This window comes from Amycolatopsis sp. WAC 01416 (assembly GCF_003947485.1).
Classification (GTDB): domain Bacteria; phylum Actinomycetota; class Actinomycetes; order Mycobacteriales; family Pseudonocardiaceae; genus Amycolatopsis.
Genome location: NZ_QHHX01000004.1, coordinates 593,592 through 610,913, shown reverse-complemented (window position 1 = coordinate 610,913; position 17,322 = coordinate 593,592). Strand labels below are relative to the sequence as shown.

The window sequence follows — 17,322 nt, the reverse complement described above, 5'->3', positions numbered from 1 at the left end:
TTGCTCGGTTCGTCGCTCTCGGCCGGGTGGCCGATCGCCCTGGTGCCGATGCTCGGGCCCGGACCCGGGAGTGAAGTGACCCCAGGGACCGCCGGGCCGTGTGCCCCCGGCTGTCCTGACCCTCCGTGAGGAGATCGGCCATCGGGGGCGCGCACGTGCACGCGAAGTCAGTCCGCTGACGCGGACCGCGCAAAAGAGTCTACTCCCTGTCGCCACCGGGTACCGCACCGGCAGCCCCTGATGAGAGGGGTTGTCCACAACCGCCCCGGTTATCCACAGATTTCCCCGGCCCGCCCCATCCACCCCACCGCTCCCCCAGCCTGGAACACATGACGATGACGAGCTGTTCCCGCCCTGTCACCAGGCATTCCTTCGCGATCGACCGCACCGGCGGCAGGCACCGCCGCCCGGGGCGCCCTCGACGCCTTCCCCGCCTCACGATCCTCGCGACCATGCTCGCGATCTTCGCGTCGGCGGCGATGCCGGGGACGGCCAGGGGCGCGCCCACACCGCAGGGACGCCTCTCCTGGCCGCTTTCCCCGGCACCGAGCGTCACCAGGTACTTCGAGCCATCCTCGACGCCGTACGGCCCCGGTCACCGCGGCGTCGACCTCGCCGCGGCACCGGGCACGAACGTGCTCGCGGCCGCCGAAGGGGTGGTGATGTTCGCCGGTCAGGTGGCGGGCCGCGGGGTGGTGTCGATCGATCACGACGGAGGTCTGCGCACCACCTACCAACCACTCGCCCCGACCGTCACCGCGGGTGACCAGGTCTACCGGGGCCAGGTGCTCGGGACACTCGCGGCGGGCCATCCGGGCTGCCCCGAGCCGGCGTGCCTGCATTTCGGCGTCCGGAAGGGCGAGGAGTACGTCGATCCACTCGCCCTGATCGGCGAACCGTCCGAGATCCGCCTCAAACCGTGGGAAGGAGACTGAGCCGACCGCTTCGGGAAAGAGTCCGTGCTCGTGGCCTGGCTTCGTCCTGGCCTCGTCCTGGCTTCGTCCTGGCGTGGCCCTGCTTGCTCTTGCCGCTTTCTCCGGCAGATGGCGCGATTCGCGTGTCCAGGCGCGGAGCCACGCGTCGTCCGGCGGAACACACGTGGCGTCCGTCCAAGCACGCGCGTCGTCCGCCCAAACACACGAGTCGTCCGGCGAGACACACGAGTCGTCCGGCGAGACACACGTGGCGTCCGTCCAAGCACACGCGTCGTCCACCTGCCAGCAGGAGCATCGACGCGACAACGCAAGGAAAGGGGTTTCTTGTAGGCCTTCGCAGCCCACCCGAAGCGAACCGGCGAACCTGAACAGGTGGCGACTCGGCTGAGCGTCGCGGACCAGGACGGTGGCTAGGCTTGCTCGACCAGTTTGGCGCGCAGCCGCATGACGGCGCGGGTGTGCAGCTGGCTGACCCGAGATTCGGTGACGCCGAGGACCTTGCCGATCTCGGCGAGCGTCAGGCTCTCGAAGTAGTAGAGGCCGACCACGATCCGGTCGCGTTCGGTGAGCTGGGCGATGGCCTGCGCCAGCTGGCGGCGGTTGTCCTGGTCGACCAGGACGGCCACCGGGTCGACGGCACCGTCGTCGGGCAGGGTGTCGACCAGCGAGCCGCTGTCCTTGCCCGCGGCGACCAGGTCTTCCAGCGCGATGACGCTGGTCAGTTGCATCTGGCCGTAGAACTCGCGCAGGTCGTCGACGCTGATTTCGAGCTCAGCCGCCAATTCGGCGTCGGTCGGGGTGCGGTTCAGCCGGGCGCCGAGGCGTTCGAGGGCACGCTCGGCCTCACGGGCCTTGCTGCGCACCGCCCGCGGAACCCAGTCCTGGGAGCGCAGGTCGTCGAGGATCGCGCCGCGGATGCGCTGCATGGCGTAGGTCTCGAACCGCAGGCCCCTGGCGGGTTCGAACTTCTCGATCGCGTCGACCAGACCGAAGATCCCGGACTGGATCAGGTCACCGACGTCGACATGGGTCGGCAGCCCGGTGCCGACCCGGCCCGCGACGTACTTGACGAGCGGGGCGTAGTGCAGCACGAGCCTGTCGCGCACCATCTGGTCCGGCGACTCGGTGAACTCCCGCCACAAGGCCTGGATTCCGGCGTCCACTTCGTAGCTGGTCCGCGCTTCGGGCGCGACGGCAGGACCGTCCCCGCCGGGACGGTGTTTCCCGGCGGCTTCGGTGACATGTGGGTCGGCGGTCATCGGACCGCCGTTCTCAGCATGCGACTCAGAGTGGTCTCCGTGCTCGTGCGGATGCGCGTGCGCCGCCGGTTCGGGCCGCCGGGTCTCCTGCCGAGTCCTCCCCGGCATCATCGGGCCCGGGGGTGCGCGCGGTCGTGGATCGCCTTCAGCCGATCGACGGTCACATGAGTGTAGAGCTGCGTTGTGGCCAGCGTAGCGTGACCAAGCAGTTCCTGAACGCTCCGAAGATCGGCGCCGCCTTCGAGCAGATGAGTGGCTGCCGAATGCCTCAGGCCGTGCGGCCCCATGTCGTTCGCGCCCGGCACCGAGCCGACCGCGTCGTGGACGACCCGGCGGGCCGCCCGCGGATCCAGCCTGCCGCCTCGCGCCCCCAGGAAGAGCGCCGCTTGCGCCGGCCCGTTCGTCTCGACTGCGAGCTTTCCCCTGCCCTCGTCCAGCCACAGCCGCAAGGCCGCTTCGGCGGGGACACCGAACGGCACGACGCGTTCCTTGCCGCCCTTGCCCAGCACGAGCACGACCCTGCGGGAGAAGTCGACGTCGCCCACATCCAGCCCGCAAAGTTCCGAGACCCGCACACCGGTCGCGTAGAGCAGTTCCACTATGGCACTGTCCCTCAAGGCCACCGGGTCGCGCTGTTCGGCACCGGCGGCTGAGAAGCGCATGACGTCGCTGGCCTGCTCCGCTCGGAGGATCCCGGGAAGCTTGCGGTGCGCGCGCGGCGCCACCAACCGTCCGCCCGGATCCGACGCGAGCGCCCCACCGCGGTGAGCCCAAGCGGTGAAGGTGCGCGCTGCCGCGGCTCGCCTCGCGAGTGTGGTCCGGCTGGCCCCGTCCTCACGTTGCCGGGCGAGCCAGCCACGCAGTGTCCCGATGTCGAGATCGGAGAACCGGCCGCCGCTCCCGTCCACGAAACCCATCAGCGACACCACGTCGCCGAGGTAGGCGCGCACCGTATGCGCGGACAGCCCGCGTTCGAGCGAAAGATGTCGCTCGTAGTCGTCGATCAGCTTCCGGACAGGCTCCGGCAGCGCGGCACGGGCGGCGCGCAGATCGGGTCTGCGGGCGCGTTTCCCCGTGCCGTGAGAACCTTCGGTCGACGGCATGCCGATCACGCTGCGCGATGTACGGCGGATGGTCAAGTATCGCCGCACCCTGTTGCGGTGTCCGTGGTCGGATCGTGCCGGGATGGCGCCTCAGGTGTAGGCCAGTCAGGTCTTGGCGGTCCGTCTTCGCCACCCTGCGTCACCCCTTTCCGCGAAGCCGTCGAGTTCCAGTTCGGGAAGCAGCGAGCGGACGCGCTCGACCGGGATGCCGGACTCGGCCGCGATCCGTTCCTCGAGTCTCGCTGACCGGTCGGACAGCGCGTCGTGCACTCGCAGCGCCTCCGGCCCGAGCCGATCGGTGCGGCGGCGAGGTTTCGACGGATCCGCGCCCGCCGACCCCAGCCGTCCGGCGGTCTCGAGGATCTCGTCGACCGAGGTCACCAACGTGGCCTCACCTTCGCGGATCAGCGCGTGACACCCCGTAGACATCCCCGACGACACCGGCCCCGGCATCGCCATCACGACCTTGCCGAGGACCCCTGCCGTGGTCGCGGTGTTCCGCGCGCCGCTGCGCCTGCCCGCCTCGACCACGACTGTCCCTTCCGTGAGTGCCGCGATGAGCCTGTTCCGCACGAGGAAACGATGCCTCGCGGGTGAGGTGCCCGGCGGGTACTCGCTGACCACCGCGCCGGTCTTCGCGATGGTGCGCAACAAGGTCGCGTGCTGTGCCGGATAGCCGACGTCGACCCCGCAGCCGAGCAGGGCGACCGTCGTCCCGGCCGCGCTCAACGCGCCCCGGTGGGCCGCGCCGTCGATGCCGTACGCCGCCCCCGAGAACACCGGGATCCCCCGGCTCGCGAGGTGATAGCCCACCTCGGCCGCGTTGTGCTCGCCGTACCCGGTCGCCGCTCGGGCACCGACTACCGCGATCGCCTGGTCCACGGCCTCGTCGAGCCTGGCCGGACCGCGTACCCACAGTGCCGGCGGTGGTGCCACACCGGAGATGCCCCTGCGCTGGGCCACCGCCAGGGAAAGCAACGGCCAGGCCGGCCATTCGTCGTCTTCCGGGATGACGAGCCTGGCCTCACCGGCTGCCGCGCGCTCCAGATCCCGCTCGGCGTAGTCGTGCGCCCGCCTCGCGGACGTCTCGTCGCGCACCTTCGGCGGGCACTCGGCACGCCTCACTCGTTCCGCGGCGACGACAGGGCCGTGTTCATCGACGAAGCCTGCCAAGGCGGGCGCCGGAGGCTCGGCGACGCGCAAAAGGTACGACCGCGCGATCCGCTCAGCTTCGAATTCACTCATCCGGATGACCTCTCCCTGAAATTCAGGGCCGCCGCGACCTCGTCCGCCTCCGGCTTGTCGGCGCCCTTCAAATCGGCGAGGGTCCAAGCGATGCGAAGGCAGCGGTCCGCGCCGCGCGCGGTGATCGCCCCACGTTCCAACGCACGGTCCAGCAGCACCGTGACCTGCGGCGGCAGCGCGAATTCGCGACGCAGTGCCGGACCCGGCACCTCCGCGTTCGTCAGCCAGCCCTGTTCCGCCCAGCGTTTTCCGGCCCGCTCGCGTGCTTCCAGGACCCGCTCTCGCACGACCGCCGACGCTTCGGGCGGCTCGCTCAGGTGGGCGCTGAGCGCGGAAAGCGGACGCAGCCCAACCCTCAGATCCACCCGATCGAGTAACGGTCCGGACAGCCGGCCCAAGTACCGCCTTCGCACGGTCGCCGAACACATGCAGTCGGCGTCTTTCGCTGGGGCGCACGGACAAGGATTGGTCGCCAGCACCAGTTGGAAGCGTGCCGGGTACCGCACAGAGCCCTTCACCCGCGCGATGCGCACTTCACCCTCTTCGAGCACCGTGCGCAGCGACTCCAGCCGTTCCGGGCCGAATTCGCACACCTCGTCGAGGAACAGGATCCCCCGGTGTGCCCGGCTGATGGCGCCGGGCACGGCCAGTCCGCTGCCACCGCCGATCAGGGCGGGCACGCTGATCGAATGATGCGGCGCGACGAACGGCGGCACGGTGACCAGCGGTTCGGACCGCGATAGCGATCCATCGATCGAGTGAACCGCTGTCACCTGCAACGACTCTTCGGCGGACAGGCGCGGGAGAAGGCCGGGAAGGCGTTTCGCGAGCATCGTCTTGCCCACCCCGGGAGGACCGGTCATGAGCAGGTGATGACCGCCCGCCGCGGCCACCTCCAAGGCCCACCGCGCTTCCGGCTGTCCCACGACGTCGGCGAGGTCGGGTACCCGCGGCGGCTCCTGGACGACGGCCGGCTCGGGCCGGGTGAGCTCCCCTTCGCCCTTGAGCCAGTCCACGAACTCACTCAGCCGGGTTACCCCGCCGACCTCCAGCCCGTCCACGAGAGCCGCTTCGAACAGCGACTCGGCGGGGACGACCGCCCACCGGTACCCGGCGTTGCGCGCCGCCAGCAGCCCCGGCAGCACGCCGCGGACGGCCCGCACCCGGCCGTCGAGGGCGAGTTCGCCGAGCAGCACGGTGTTGAGCAGCTTGGTGGCCGGGACCGACCCCGTCGCGGCCAGGACCGCGGCCGCGATGCCCAGGTCGTAACCGGATCCCACTTTCGGCAGGTTCGCCGGGGAAAGGCCGAGGATCACCCTCTCGTCCGGCCACGTCCGCCCCGAATTCCGGACGGCCGAGCGGACCCTGTCCTTGGCCTCCTTCAGTCCGGTGTCGGGCAGCCCGACCATAGTCACCTTCGGCGAGCCGCCGCCGATGTCGGCCTCGATCTCGATCATCCTGCCCTCGACCCCGAGCAGCGCGACGGACCAGGCTTTCGCCAGCGCCATTCAGAACGCCGCCTTGATATGGCGCACCTGCGGCCGGGCGTCGGGCCGGGCGACGATCGCGACGATGTCGTAGCGGACCGGGCACCAGCGGAGCATGAAAGCGCGCTGCCACTGGTGCGCGAGACGGCGGATGCGGTCGGCCTTGTCCGGGGTCACCGCCTCGGCGGGAGTGCCGAAGCCGACCCCTGTCCTCGTCTTCACCTCGCAGAAGATCAGGCGTTTCTTGTCGGTCGCGACGAGATCCAGCTCGCCGTCACGGCAGCGCCAGTTGCGGCTCAGTACGACATAGCCCGCCTTCTCCAGATGCCGGACCGCGAGTTCCTCGCCCCACCGGCCCAGCTCGATGTGCGGTGCCCCAGTGGACGGCTGTTCGGCCGTGTTCATCATCTCGATCCCCCTCAGCGATCGTCACAGTGCGTGTGCGATCAACGCTGCCAGGGTGAGCGGGTCCCGGACAGGCCCGATTCCGGCACCTGTGGACAACTGGGGTGTTGTGGATGGTTCGGCCGTCGCGGATGCTCACCGGACGGAATCGTCGGTGGTCTGTGCTAGGCGCCCCGCGAATACATGAAGGCCCCCTTCACGTGCCTGAACACGATGAAAGGGGCCTTCAGTAGTTCCGAAGATCAGCCGGAGAACGGCCCGTCCTCCGGCAACCGGAGATCCGGCTTGTCGAGTTCCTCGACGTTGACGTCCTTGAACGTGATGACCCGGACGTGCTTGACGAACCGTGCGGGCCGGTACATGTCCCAGACCCACGCATCGGACATGCGGACCTCGAAGTACACCTCACCGCCGCCGTCGCGCACCTGCACGTCGACGGCGTTGGCCAGATAGAACCGCCGCTCGGTCTCCACCACGTACGAGAATTGGCCGACTATGTCGCGATACTCGCGGTAAAGCGAGAGCTCCATCTCGGTCTCGTACTTCTCGAGATCCTCTGCGCTCATGAAATCCGCGCCCCTCCTCGCGATTTTGCTGCTGCTCCAGCGGCGGAGCGTTCATTGTTACCCACGTACGGGCCGAGGGCACGTATCGGCACGCTCGGGTTTTCCAGTGCCGCGACAGTGAGCACGACCGGGTGAGGCGGCCGCACCCGGTGCGCGGCGGCCGCGGTGGCCACGTTCGCGTACGACCAGCGATGAACCGGACTCGGACCGTGAGTGTTCAGCGCGGCGCTGTGGTCGGTGGTGCTGTACCCCTTGTGCACGTCGAAGCCGTAATGCGGGTGGACGTCGTGCAAATCGCCCATGATCCGGTCGCGGGTGACCTTGGCCAGTACGGACGCCGCCGCCACGCACGCGACGGCCTTGTCCCCCTTGATCACGGGGATGCTCGGGGCGGGCAGCCCGGAGACACGGAATCCGTCGGTCAGGACGTAGCCCGGCGTGGTCCGCAGCGCCGAAACCGCACGTCGCATGCCTTCGAGGTTCATGACGTGGATGCCGAACAGGTCGACCTCGGCCGCCGGGATGACGATGACCGAGTAGTCGACGGCACGCTGGACGACCCGGTCGTAAACCCGGTCGCGGGCCTTGGCCGTGAGGACTTTCGAATCGGTGAGCTCGGGCAGCCGCGCGGCGTCGCCGGGGCGCAGCACGCAGGCGGCCACGACGAGCGGGCCGGCGCAAGCACCGCGCCCTGCCTCGTCGACACCGGCGACGGGCCCGAGGCCCCGCCGGTCCAGCGCACTCTGCAACCCCCAGAAGAGGTCGCCACGCACCACTGCCCGCGGCGGCCGAAGCGGCTCGGCCGGTGTGAGCGGTACAGGAACTCTCAAGGCCTTACCGCCTCCGGTCGACCGCCTTGCGCACTCCGGACGACATTCGCCTGCCGAGGAAGACCACGGGCCACGCTGCGGCGACGCCGACACCCAGGGGAAGACCCTGCTGCCAGGCGGGCGCACCGAGCGCCAGCGGCTGGGCGTTCGCCTGCGGGTTGTGGTCCGAAACGCCACCCCAACGGCCGGGCGGGAGCACGATGACGCGCGCCTTGCCGATGATGTTGTCGACCGGCACGGCGCCGTTGACGCCACCGCCGCCCTGGAAGCGGGAGTCGCTCGAGTTGTTGCGGTTGTCGCCCATCACCCAGACGTATCCGGCAGGCACCTTGACCGGCTCGAACGTCTTCTCGGTGGGCGCCATGCCCTCTTCCCAGTGGACGTACGGCTCGTCGAGCGCCTTGCCGTCCACGACCACGCGGTTGTTGTCGCAGCACTGCACCGTCTGGCCGCCGACCGCGATGATCCGCTTGACGAAGTCACGCTCGTCCGGCGGCGCGAACCCGATCAGGGATCCCAGCGCGCGGAAGCCGCTGACGAAGATGTTGCTGGACTCCGGCGCGTCGATCTCGCCCGCCCACGCCGGCGGTCCCTTGAAGACCACCACGTCGCCGGGACCGGGATCGGTGAAGTCGTACGTGATCCGGTCGACCAGGATCCGGTCGCCCGTGCATCCCGCGCAGCCGTGCAGAGTCGACTCCATGGATCCCGAGGGGATCATGTAGACCTTGGCGAGGAACTGCTGGATCAAGATCGTCAGCACGAGCGCGACGACGATCAGGATCGGCAGTTCCTTCCAGAACGACCGCTTCTTGTTGACCTTGCCGAATTTCTTGGACCCGGACCGGCCCCGTCGGGAGGCCCTGGTCGGGCGCTCCTCTTCGGGGCGATCGGGCTCATCTTCGGACGTGTTCTGGGACACGGGTTCGACCACGACGCCAGGCTACCTGTAACCGCGAGGCTACTCAGGAAGCGGAGGTCTTCTCGCGGTTTTCGCGGCGTTCCTTGATCTTGGCGGCCTTGCCGCGCAGCTCGCGGAGGTAGTACAGCTTCGCCCGGCGGACGTCGCCGCGCTTGTGGACCTCGACCTCGGCGATGTTCGGCGAGTGCACCGGGAAGGTGCGCTCCACGCCGATGCCGAACGACACCTTGCGGACCGTGAAGGTCTCGCGGATGCCGCCGCCCTGGCGACGCAGCACGACGCCCTGGAAGATCTGGTTACGCTCGCGGTTGCCCTCGATGACGCGGACGTGAACCTTGAGCGTGTCGCCCGGTCGGAAGTCCGGGATGTCGGAACGCAGTGACTGCGCATCCAGCGCGTCCAGGGTGTTCATCGGTGGTCCGTCCTCGTCTTCGTATGGCTTACGTGCAGCTTGGGCGCGCAGTATCGGGACTGCGACCTACCCGGGGGCTGATGGCGTTCCGGTGTACGGCGCCGGCTCGAAAGCCGCGCGTCCACTCACGCCAACCTGTCAAGTATTGCAGACCAGGACTCAGGTACTTGACCCGGCCTGGCCGGTGTCCTCGTGCAACCGCTCGAGGACCCCGAGATCGTGCTTGTCGAGACTACCTTCCGGCAGTTGCCCGATCAGTTCGGGTCTGCGCCGGACGGTGCGTTCCAGCGCCTGGTCACGGCGCCAGCGGTCGATCAGCGCGTGGTTGCCCGAACGCAGGACGTCCGGCACGGCCAGGTCCCGCCAGACCTCGGGCCGGGTGTAGCTGGGGCCTTCGAGGAGGCCGTCGGAGAACGAGTCCTCCTCGGCGGACCGGGCGTTGCCGAGGACGCCGGGCAGCAGCCGGACGACGGCCTCGACCATCACCAGCACCGCGGCCTCGCCGCCGACCAGCACGTAGTCGCCGATCGAGACCTCGTCGACGGGCATCCGCTTCGCGGCGTCGTCGATCACCCGCTGGTCGATGCCCTCGTAGCGGCCGCAAGCGAACACGAGGTGCTCCTCGGCGGCGTACTGGTGGGCCATGGCCTGGGTGAACGGCCGCCCGGCCGGGGTGGGGACCACGAGGCGGGTGTTCTCGCCGCAGACGTCGTCCAGGGCGGGGCCCCAGATCTGCGGTTTCATCACCATTCCCGGCCCGCCGCCGTACGGCGCGTCATCGACCGCGCGGTGGACGTCGTGCGTCCAGTTCCGCAGGTCGTGCACGCCGACCTCGATGAGGCCGCGGTCGATCGCGCGGCCGAGCAACGCGGCGCGGAGCGGGTCGAGGTATTCGGGGAAGATCGTGACGACGTCGAGGCGCATCAGGCGTCCAGCAGGCCTTCCGGCGGGTCGACGACCACACGGCCGCCCGCGACGTCGACCGCCGGGACGATCGCCTTCACGAACGGCACCAGCACCTCGCGTCCGTCGTGTTCGATCGACAGCAGTTCCCCGGCGGGCGAATGCACGATTTCGAGCACCTTGCCGAGGACGGTGCCGTCGGCGAGTTCGGCCCGCAGGCCTTCGAGTTCGTGGTCGTAGAACTCGTCGGGGTCTTCGGTCGGCGGCAGTGTCGAGGTGTCGGCGATCAGCAGCGCGCCGCGGAGGGTTTCCGCGACGTCCCTGGTCGGCACCTCTTCGAAACGCACCAGCAGCCGCCCGCTGTGTTCGCGGGCGGCTGCGATGGTGAGGTTTCTGCTACTGCCGTCACGTAGCTTCGTCGTGACGGCCGAACCGACCGCGAACCGCTGTTCCGGCGAATCCGTGCGCACGTCCACCGCGAGTTCCCCGCGGATTCCGTGCGCCTTGGCGATCCGGCCTACTACGACGTCCATTGAAGTGTCTCAGCGTCCTTGGTCAGCGATCGGTGTCGACGACGTCCACCCGGACGCCGCGGCCACCGATGCCGCCCATGACGGTGCGCAGGGCGGTCGCGGTACGACCGCCCCGGCCGATCACCTTGCCGAGGTCGTCGGGGTGCACGTGCACCTCGAGCGTGCGGCCACGGCGAGTGGTCAGCAGCTCGACCCGGACCTCGTCCGGGTTGTCGACGATCCCGCGCACCAGGTGCTCGAGGGAGTCAGCGAGGAAGCTCACGCCTCGGCCTTGTCACCCTCGGCGGCCTCGGCCTTGTCGGCTTCGGCCTTCTTGGGGGCGGACTTCTTCTTCGGCGTGGTGGCCTCGGCGGAGGCCGAGTCACCGGCGGCGGCGAGCGCGGCGTTGAACAGGTCCTGCTTCGACGGCTTCGGCTCGGCGACCTTCAGGGTGCCCTCGGCGCCCGGCAGGCCCTTGAACTTCTGCCAGTCACCGGTGATCTCGAGGATGCGCTGGACCGGCTCGGTCGGCTGGGCGCCGACGGACAGCCAGTGCTGGGCACGCTCGGTGTCGACCTCGATGAAGCTGGGCTCTTCCTTCGGGTGGTACTTGCCGATCGTCTCGATGGCCTTGCCATCACGGCGAGTGCGCGCGTCGGCGACGATGATGCGGTAGTACGGCGCACGGATCTTGCCGAGACGCTGCAGCTTGATCTTGACGGCCACGGGTGTGGGTACTCCTCAGTTCTCTCTGATGCAGGTGGAAGGCGTGCGTCGGCCGAGTGGGGAACGGCTGTGCACACCCGAAGGTCCGAAGCTCGGGCGCGGTGAGAGGGTCCGGCCAAAGCAGGCAAGCGTACATTCTGCCAGACGCCGACCGGCCGTCAGAACGCGGCTATCCCGAGCGAGGCGAGCAGGATCGTCACGGCCGGGAGGAAGTTGTTCACCTGATGGGCGACGATGCTGCCGAGCAGCCGTCCGGTGAACACCCTGGCGAGCCCGATCGGAATCGCGATCACCAGCAGCAACGTGGTGCGCAGCGGCTCGAGATGACTCGCCGCGAAAACGGCCGTGGAGACCAGGAACGCCGCGATCCTCCCCCAGCGTTCGGTGCGCCACGTCAGCCGTTCCACCGCGCCCCACAGCAGGCCGCGGTAGATGATCTCCTCGCAGATCGGCCCGACCAGCCACAGGTAGATGAACATGACGACGGCGGCCGAGACCGACATCCGCCGGTCTTCCACGAGCGCGCTGATCGCCGAGGTCGCGTTCTCGTTGCCGACGACCTGCGTCCAGACGTAGGCGGCGAGCGAGGTGAACCCGAGCCCGAGCACACCGAGCTTGAGCCCGATTTTGACGTCGGCCCAGCTCCAGCCGATCCGAAGGTCGACGAACGGGCCGTTGCCACGCAGCCGGGTGATCAGCAGCGCGACTCCGGCGGCGATCATCGTCGGCACCATGGTGCCCAGCAGCACCATGCGCATCGGCAGTGGCTGGCCGGGCTGGACGTCGCCGAGCAGGACGCTGATGAACGCCGCCGACGCCAGGAGGACGGCTTCCACCAAGAGGAAGGCCCCGAATCCCCAGCGATGCGACGGTGGCGTGTCGAGCGCGGCCACCTCACCTCCGGCAGGTAGTTCGTCCGGCGGCGCGGCCTCGGGGATCGGCTCCCTGGGCTGAGATACGGTCACGCCGATCCTCCGGTGATCGTTCGGTTACTCAAAGACTCTAACCGCCTGGACCGGCGATCACCTCGCCGCGAAGAGCAATACAGCCGGTGGGAGGTTGTTGGCCGCGTGCGCGATGACGGACGCGCTCACCCTGCCGGAAAGATAGCGGGCGAGGCCGATGGCGATGCCTTGGCCGAACAGCGCGATCGTGCGCGCGGCTTCCCCGTGCAGCTGGGCGAAAACCAGCGCGGTGACCAGCAAGATCACCCACGAGGGCAGCCGGTGGAAACCCATCGCGTTCCACAAGGTGCCGCGGAAGAGCAGTTCTTCGGTGACCGGGGCGGCGAGGACGACGATGACCGCGGCCAGCACCAGCCAGACCGTGTCGCCTTCGGTGGTGCCCGAAAGCTCGGTGATCGGGCCGGGCGAGACGTCGGAAAAGGTCCGGTCGTCGCTGTCGGTCCCGTAGACGGCGAGCAGCAGCAGATTGAGGAGGTAGCCGGCGGCGAGCGCGGCCGCTCCGCAGGCGAGCCCGATCCGGACGTCGCGCCAGGTGGGTTTGAGCCCGAAGTCTTCGCGAAGCCCCTGCCCCCAAAGTCGAGAGCCGACCGCCGGGCCGAGACCGAGTACGAGGGTCGGCAGGAACGCGAGGATCAGCAGCGGGCCGACGTCACGGAGTTCGAGGGGGTCGTAGCCGCCGAAGCGGCCTGACATCACGAAGCTCATGACGAGCGTGACGAGGTGGTATCCGGCGATGCCCGCGAAGAACGCTACGAAGCCCCAGTGCGCTCCGAGCACCAAACGCTCGCGAGCCTGCCCGTCGTCCACCACGCCTCCACGCTAAGTGCCGCTCCGGTCACCGGTGGAGTCGGGTCAGGCGTAGATCTTGCCACGCAGGACGATCTGGCTCGGATGCCGCAGCACCGCGAGATCCTCGCGCGGGTCCGACGGGTAGACGAGCAGATCGGCCGAAGCGCCGTCCACGATTCCGGGTACGCCCAGCCATTCGCGGGCCGCCCACGAAGCCGAAGCCAGGGCCTGTTCGGCGGACATGCCCGCCTTGTGGAGTGCCTCGATCTCGTCGACGAGCCTGCCGTGTTCGACCATGCCGCCAGCGTCGCTTCCGGCGTACACCCGCACGCCCGCCTCGATCGCCGTCGACACCATCTCCCCCACGCCGGCGTGCAGTGCCCGCATGTGGTCGGCGTACACCGGGTATTTGCCCGCCTTGTCGGCGATCCCGGGGAAGTTCTCGATGTTGATCAGGGTCGGCACGAGCGCGATCCCGCGTTCGGCGAGGACGTCGAGCTGGTCCGGGAGGAGTTCCGTGCCGTGTTCGAGGCAGTCGATCCCCGCGTCGATCAGGCCCGGCAACGCGGCCTGGCCGAACACGTGCGCCGTCACCTTGGCGCCCGCGGCGTGCGCGACGGCGATGGCCTCGGCGAGGCCGTCGTCGGGCCACAGCGGCGCGAGATCGCCGACACCGCGGTCGATCCAGTCGCCGACGAGTTTGACCCAGCCGTCGCCGTCGCGGGCTTGTTCGGCGACCGCCTTCGGCAGTTCGGCCGGGTCTTCGAGTTCGATGCCGAGGCCGGGGATGTAGCGCTTGCGCAGGGCGAGATGCCGTCCGGCGCGGATGATCCGCGGCAGATCGGCACGCTCCTGCAGCGGCCGGACGTCGATCGGCAGCCCGCAGTCGCGGATCAGCAGCGTCCCGGCGTCGCGATCGGTGATCGCCTGTTCGGCGGCCTCTTCGAGGGTGGTCGCGCCGCCGACCCCGATGCCGGGGTGACAGTGCGCGTCGACCAGTCCGGGGACCAGAAAGCCTTCCCGGACCACGGTTTCCGCTCCGGCGACCGGCTCGGTGGTGATCCGGCCGCCGGTGACCCACAGCTCACGGTGCTCGCCGTCCGGCAGGACGACGCCCGCCAGGTGCAGCGCGTCCACGGGCTATTTGTCCTTCGGCAGCTTGAACTTCTTCGGGTCGAACCCGGGCACGTCGTTCATGCCGCCGAGCTGGGAGAGGTCGGGCATCCCGCCGCCGCCGGCGCCGCCGGGCATCCCGCCAGGGGGCAGCATCGGCATGCCGCCGGGGAAACCGCCGCGGACCTTGGGCTGCGTCGGACCGCGCCCCTTGCCCTTCTTCCCCTTCTTGCCCTTGCGGTTCTTGCTGCCGCCTCCGCCGCCGCCGAAGCCGAAGCGGCCCGCCATCTGCGCCATCATCTTGCGCGCTTCGAAGAACCGGTTGACCAGGTCGTTGACGTCGCGGACGGCGACACCGGACCCCTTCGAGATCCGGACGCGGCGCGAGGCGTTGATGATCTTCGGGTCCGCCCGCTCGGCGGGGGTCATGCCGCGGATGATCGCCTGCAGCTTGTCGAGCTGCTTGTCGTCGACCTGCGCGAGCTGGTCCTTCATCTGCCCGGCGCCGGGCAGCATGCCGAGCAGGTTGCCGATCGGGCCCATCTTGCGGACCGCGAGCATCTGCTCGAGGAAGTCCTCGAGGGTGAGCTGCCCGCTGCCGAGCTTGGCCGCGGTCTGCTCGGCCTTCTCCTGGTCGAAGTGCTCTTCGGCCTGCTCGATGAGGCTGAGCACGTCGCCCATGCCGAGGATCCGGCTGGCCATCCGGTCCGGGTGGAAGAGGTCGAAGTCCTCGAGCTTCTCACCGTTCGAGGCGAACAGGATCGGCTGGCCGGTGACCTGGCGGACCGACAGCGCGGCACCACCGCGGGCGTCACCGTCGAGCTTGGTGAGCACGACACCGGTGAAGCCGACGCCGTCGCGGAACGCTTCGGCCGTGGTGACCGCGTCCTGACCGATCATCGCGTCGACGACGAACAGCGTCTCGTCCGGCGAAACGGCGTCGCGGATGTTCGCGGCCTGCTTCATCAGCTCTTCGTCGACGCCGAGACGGCCGGCGGTGTCGACGAGGACGATGTCGTGCTGGGCGCGCTTGGCCTCGTCGATGGCGCGGCGGGCGACGTCGACCGGGTCGCCGACCCCGTTGCCGGGCTCGGGCGCGAAGACCGCGACCCCGGCGCGCTCGCCGACGACCTGCAGCTGCGTGACCGCGTTGGGGCGCTGGAGGTCACAGGCGACCAGCATCGGCGCGTGACCCTGCTTCTTCAGCCACATCGCGAGCTTGCCCGCGAGCGTCGTCTTACCGGCACCCTGCAGACCCGCGAGCATGATGACCGTCGGCGGGTTCTTCGCGAAGGTGAGCCGCCTGGTCTCGCCGCCGAGGATAGTGACGAGTTCCTCGTTGACGATCTTGATGACCTGCTGCGCCGGGTTCAGCGCGCCGTGCACCTCGGCACCCTTGGCGCGCTCCTTGATCCTGGCGATGAAGTCCTTGACCACCGACAGCGCGACATCCGCCTCGAGCAGCGCGATACGGATCTCGCGCGCGGTGGCGTCGATGTCGGCGTCGGAGAGCCTGCCCTTGCGAGACAGGGTCTGCAGGGCGGACGTGAGCCGATCGGAGAGGGTGTCGAACACGGGTGTGCACGCTCCAGCTGGGGTCGTCGTGGCTTGCCGGTACGGACCGACGGCTTTCCAGAGTAGTCGGTGTCCGGGGCCGGCGTTTGACGCGGTTGCGGACGAGGCCGCCTATCCGGATTCCCCGGCGAGGTCCCCGGTCGCGTCTTTCCCCGCCATGGTGGTGCGCCGGAGGAAATCGGCGATCAGGTCCAGTTCCGCGTCGGTGTAGCCGGCGCAGACGTCGTCCATCTTCGCGTTCATCCCCGCCAGGTGCCGGTACACGTCGCCGTCGCGATCGCCGGTCGCCGAGACGACGACCGCGCGGCGGTCGGCCGCGTCCGGCGGCCGGTCACGGGCGATCCATCCCGCGCGCTGCAAGCGATCCAGCACCCCGGTCATGGTGGCCGGATGCAGGCCCGCCTGCTTCGCCAGCGCGCTCGGGCTCAACGATCCGTGCAGGTTCAGCAGCTCAAGGCAGTCGAAGTCCACCGGTTTGAGCGCGACCTTGGCGCTGACCTGGTGGTTGAACAGCGAGAGCTGGTTGTTCAGCGCGCGCAGTGCCCCTTTGATCACCGCGACCTTCCGTCGCCGAGGCCTGCCCTCAGGTGTTACGGAAGTCATATCATCTCGTTTCCATGTCCCAAAGTGATACGGTTTCCATATTGTATGACACTCAGCAAAGGAGTGGGTCATGTACCTGATCACTGGGGCGAGCGGGACCGTCGGACGGCCGTTGATCGACAGCCTCACCGACGCGGGCGCACGCGTCCGCGCCCTGACCCGCGACGCCAAAGCCACGTCCGGCTGGCCTTCGGGAGTCGAAGTCGTCGAAGGGGATCCGTCGCGCCCCGACAGCATCGCTCCCTTCATGGCGGGCGTCACCGGGATCTTCCTGCATTCACGGGCCGCGGCCGCCGTGCCCTCCGAAGTGCTCGCACTGGCGAAGGATCACGGCGTACGACGGGTCGTCGCGTTGTCCGCCACCAACGTCGACGAGCCCGCGGACCACCAGCCGTCGCGTTTCCAGGGCGACCGGAACAAAGAAGTCGAAGAGGCCGCCGTCGCGAGCGGCCTGGAGTGGGTGAGCCTGCGGGCGTCCTTCTTCGCGGCCAACACCCGGCTGACCTGGGCGGGCCAGATCAGCGCGGGCGATGTCGTCTTCGGTCCGTTCGCGAACTTCGCCGAGGCGCCGCTGCACGAGCGGGACCTGGCCGACGTCGCGGCCCGCGCCCTGCTGAGCGACGAGTTCGCCGGGCGGAAGCTCGAACTGACCGGCCAACGGTCGCTCACCCACGCGGAAATGGTGGCGGTGATCGGCACGGTACTCGGCAAAACGTTGCGGTACCAGGAAGTTCCGGCCGACGTGGCCGCGAAGGCCATGGTCACGCGAGGCTTCCCCGAAGCGTTCGTCGAGGCGTTGATGAACAGGTACCGGCGGCTCGCCGGACAGCCCGGCCTCGTCACCGGCGGAGTGGCGGAGGTGCTCAGGCGCCCGCCGCGAAGCTACGCGGACTGGGTCGCGGACAACGCCTCGGCGTTCCGGGCCTGACGCAGAACAGGGCTCCGGGACCGGCCGCCCCTCGCAGACCGGTA

Annotated in this window: 20 protein-coding genes; 2 read left to right on the top strand and 18 right to left on the bottom strand. The window is 69.2% G+C overall.

Features of this window, described 5'->3' with window-relative positions:
- Positions 1-329: 329 nt before the first annotated feature.
- Positions 330-935, top strand: coding sequence for a murein hydrolase activator EnvC (locus DL990_RS16610; RefSeq protein WP_125799193.1), 606 nt, complete (start codon positions 330-332; stop codon positions 933-935).
- A 410-nt stretch (positions 936-1,345) separates the two neighbouring features.
- On the opposite strand, the gene DL990_RS16605 is transcribed toward DL990_RS16610, so the two are convergent.
- The 18 genes from DL990_RS16605 to DL990_RS16520 form a co-directional block, all read right to left on the bottom strand.
- On the bottom strand, positions 1,346-2,194 hold the full coding sequence (locus tag DL990_RS16605; protein WP_125786499.1) for a FliA/WhiG family RNA polymerase sigma factor: 849 nt from the start codon (positions 2,192-2,194) through the stop codon (positions 1,346-1,348).
- A 107-nt stretch (positions 2,195-2,301) separates the two neighbouring features.
- Complete coding sequence (locus tag DL990_RS16600; RefSeq protein WP_125799192.1) at positions 2,302-3,297, bottom strand: tyrosine recombinase XerC; 996 nt, start codon at positions 3,295-3,297, stop codon at positions 2,302-2,304.
- A 105-nt stretch (positions 3,298-3,402) separates the two neighbouring features.
- The gene (gene dprA, locus DL990_RS16595; protein WP_125799191.1) at positions 3,403-4,542 is read right to left on the bottom strand and encodes a DNA-processing protein DprA; all 1,140 of its coding nucleotides are present in this window, start codon (positions 4,540-4,542) and stop codon (positions 3,403-3,405) included.
- A complete protein-coding gene (locus tag DL990_RS16590) occupies positions 4,539-6,050 on the bottom strand; it encodes a YifB family Mg chelatase-like AAA ATPase (RefSeq protein ID WP_125799190.1) in 1,512 nt (503 codons plus the stop codon). Before DL990_RS16590 ends, dprA begins: the two co-directional genes overlap by 4 nt.
- Positions 6,051-6,437 carry a YraN family protein gene (locus DL990_RS16585; protein ID WP_125786503.1) on the bottom strand — a complete coding sequence of 129 codons (387 nt, stop codon included), beginning with the start codon at positions 6,435-6,437 and terminating at the stop codon, positions 6,051-6,053.
- Between the two features lie 239 nt (positions 6,438-6,676).
- On the bottom strand, positions 6,677-7,000 hold the full coding sequence (locus DL990_RS16580) for a DUF2469 domain-containing protein (RefSeq protein ID WP_003096226.1): 324 nt from the start codon (positions 6,998-7,000) through the stop codon (positions 6,677-6,679).
- Positions 6,997-7,776, bottom strand: a complete 780-nt coding sequence (locus DL990_RS16575; RefSeq protein WP_125786933.1) for a ribonuclease HII — start codon at positions 7,774-7,776, stop codon at positions 6,997-6,999. Before DL990_RS16575 ends, DL990_RS16580 begins: the two co-directional genes overlap by 4 nt.
- A 58-nt stretch (positions 7,777-7,834) precedes the next feature.
- Entirely contained in the window at positions 7,835-8,764 is a 930-nt protein-coding gene (gene lepB / locus DL990_RS16570; RefSeq protein ID WP_125799189.1) for a signal peptidase I, read from the bottom strand.
- Positions 8,765-8,795: 31 nt separating this feature from the next.
- Complete coding sequence (gene rplS / locus DL990_RS16565; protein WP_125786505.1) at positions 8,796-9,164, bottom strand: 50S ribosomal protein L19; 369 nt, start codon at positions 9,162-9,164, stop codon at positions 8,796-8,798.
- Positions 9,165-9,323: 159 nt separating this feature from the next.
- Positions 9,324-10,088: a tRNA (guanosine(37)-N1)-methyltransferase TrmD gene (trmD, locus tag DL990_RS16560; RefSeq protein ID WP_125786506.1), complete on the bottom strand. Its 765-nt coding sequence runs from the start codon at positions 10,086-10,088 to the stop codon at positions 9,324-9,326.
- Positions 10,088-10,600 (bottom strand): ribosome maturation factor RimM, encoded by a 513-nt coding sequence (rimM, locus tag DL990_RS16555; protein WP_125786507.1) that lies wholly within the window; start codon positions 10,598-10,600, stop codon positions 10,088-10,090. The genes trmD and rimM overlap by 1 nt, the downstream gene beginning before the upstream one ends.
- Positions 10,601-10,622: 22 nt before the next feature.
- Positions 10,623-10,862: an RNA-binding protein gene (locus DL990_RS16550; RefSeq protein ID WP_003103110.1), complete on the bottom strand. Its 240-nt coding sequence runs from the start codon at positions 10,860-10,862 to the stop codon at positions 10,623-10,625.
- A complete protein-coding gene (gene rpsP / locus DL990_RS16545) occupies positions 10,859-11,305 on the bottom strand; it encodes a 30S ribosomal protein S16 (RefSeq protein ID WP_005154724.1) in 447 nt (148 codons plus the stop codon). Before rpsP ends, DL990_RS16550 begins: the two co-directional genes overlap by 4 nt.
- Positions 11,306-11,463: 158 nt before the next feature.
- Complete coding sequence (locus DL990_RS16540) at positions 11,464-12,270, bottom strand: CPBP family intramembrane glutamic endopeptidase (RefSeq protein WP_125786509.1); 807 nt, start codon at positions 12,268-12,270, stop codon at positions 11,464-11,466.
- Between the two features lie 57 nt (positions 12,271-12,327).
- On the bottom strand, positions 12,328-13,077 hold the full coding sequence (locus DL990_RS16535; protein ID WP_125786934.1) for a CPBP family intramembrane glutamic endopeptidase: 750 nt from the start codon (positions 13,075-13,077) through the stop codon (positions 12,328-12,330).
- A gap of 45 nt (positions 13,078-13,122) precedes the next feature.
- On the bottom strand, positions 13,123-14,196 hold the full coding sequence (locus DL990_RS16530; RefSeq protein ID WP_125799188.1) for an amidohydrolase family protein: 1,074 nt from the start codon (positions 14,194-14,196) through the stop codon (positions 13,123-13,125).
- A 3-nt stretch (positions 14,197-14,199) separates the two neighbouring features.
- Positions 14,200-15,747: a signal recognition particle protein gene (gene ffh, locus DL990_RS16525; RefSeq protein ID WP_125786511.1), complete on the bottom strand. Its 1,548-nt coding sequence runs from the start codon at positions 15,745-15,747 to the stop codon at positions 14,200-14,202.
- Between the two features lie 111 nt (positions 15,748-15,858).
- Entirely contained in the window at positions 15,859-16,350 is a 492-nt protein-coding gene (locus tag DL990_RS16520; protein ID WP_125786512.1) for a MarR family transcriptional regulator, read from the bottom strand.
- Positions 16,351-16,420: 70 nt separating this feature from the next.
- On the opposite strand from DL990_RS16520, the gene DL990_RS16515 reads away from it, so the two are divergent.
- On the top strand, positions 16,421-17,278 hold the full coding sequence (locus DL990_RS16515) for an NAD(P)H-binding protein (RefSeq protein WP_125799187.1): 858 nt from the start codon (positions 16,421-16,423) through the stop codon (positions 17,276-17,278).
- The last annotated feature ends 44 nt before the right edge of the window (positions 17,279-17,322 follow it).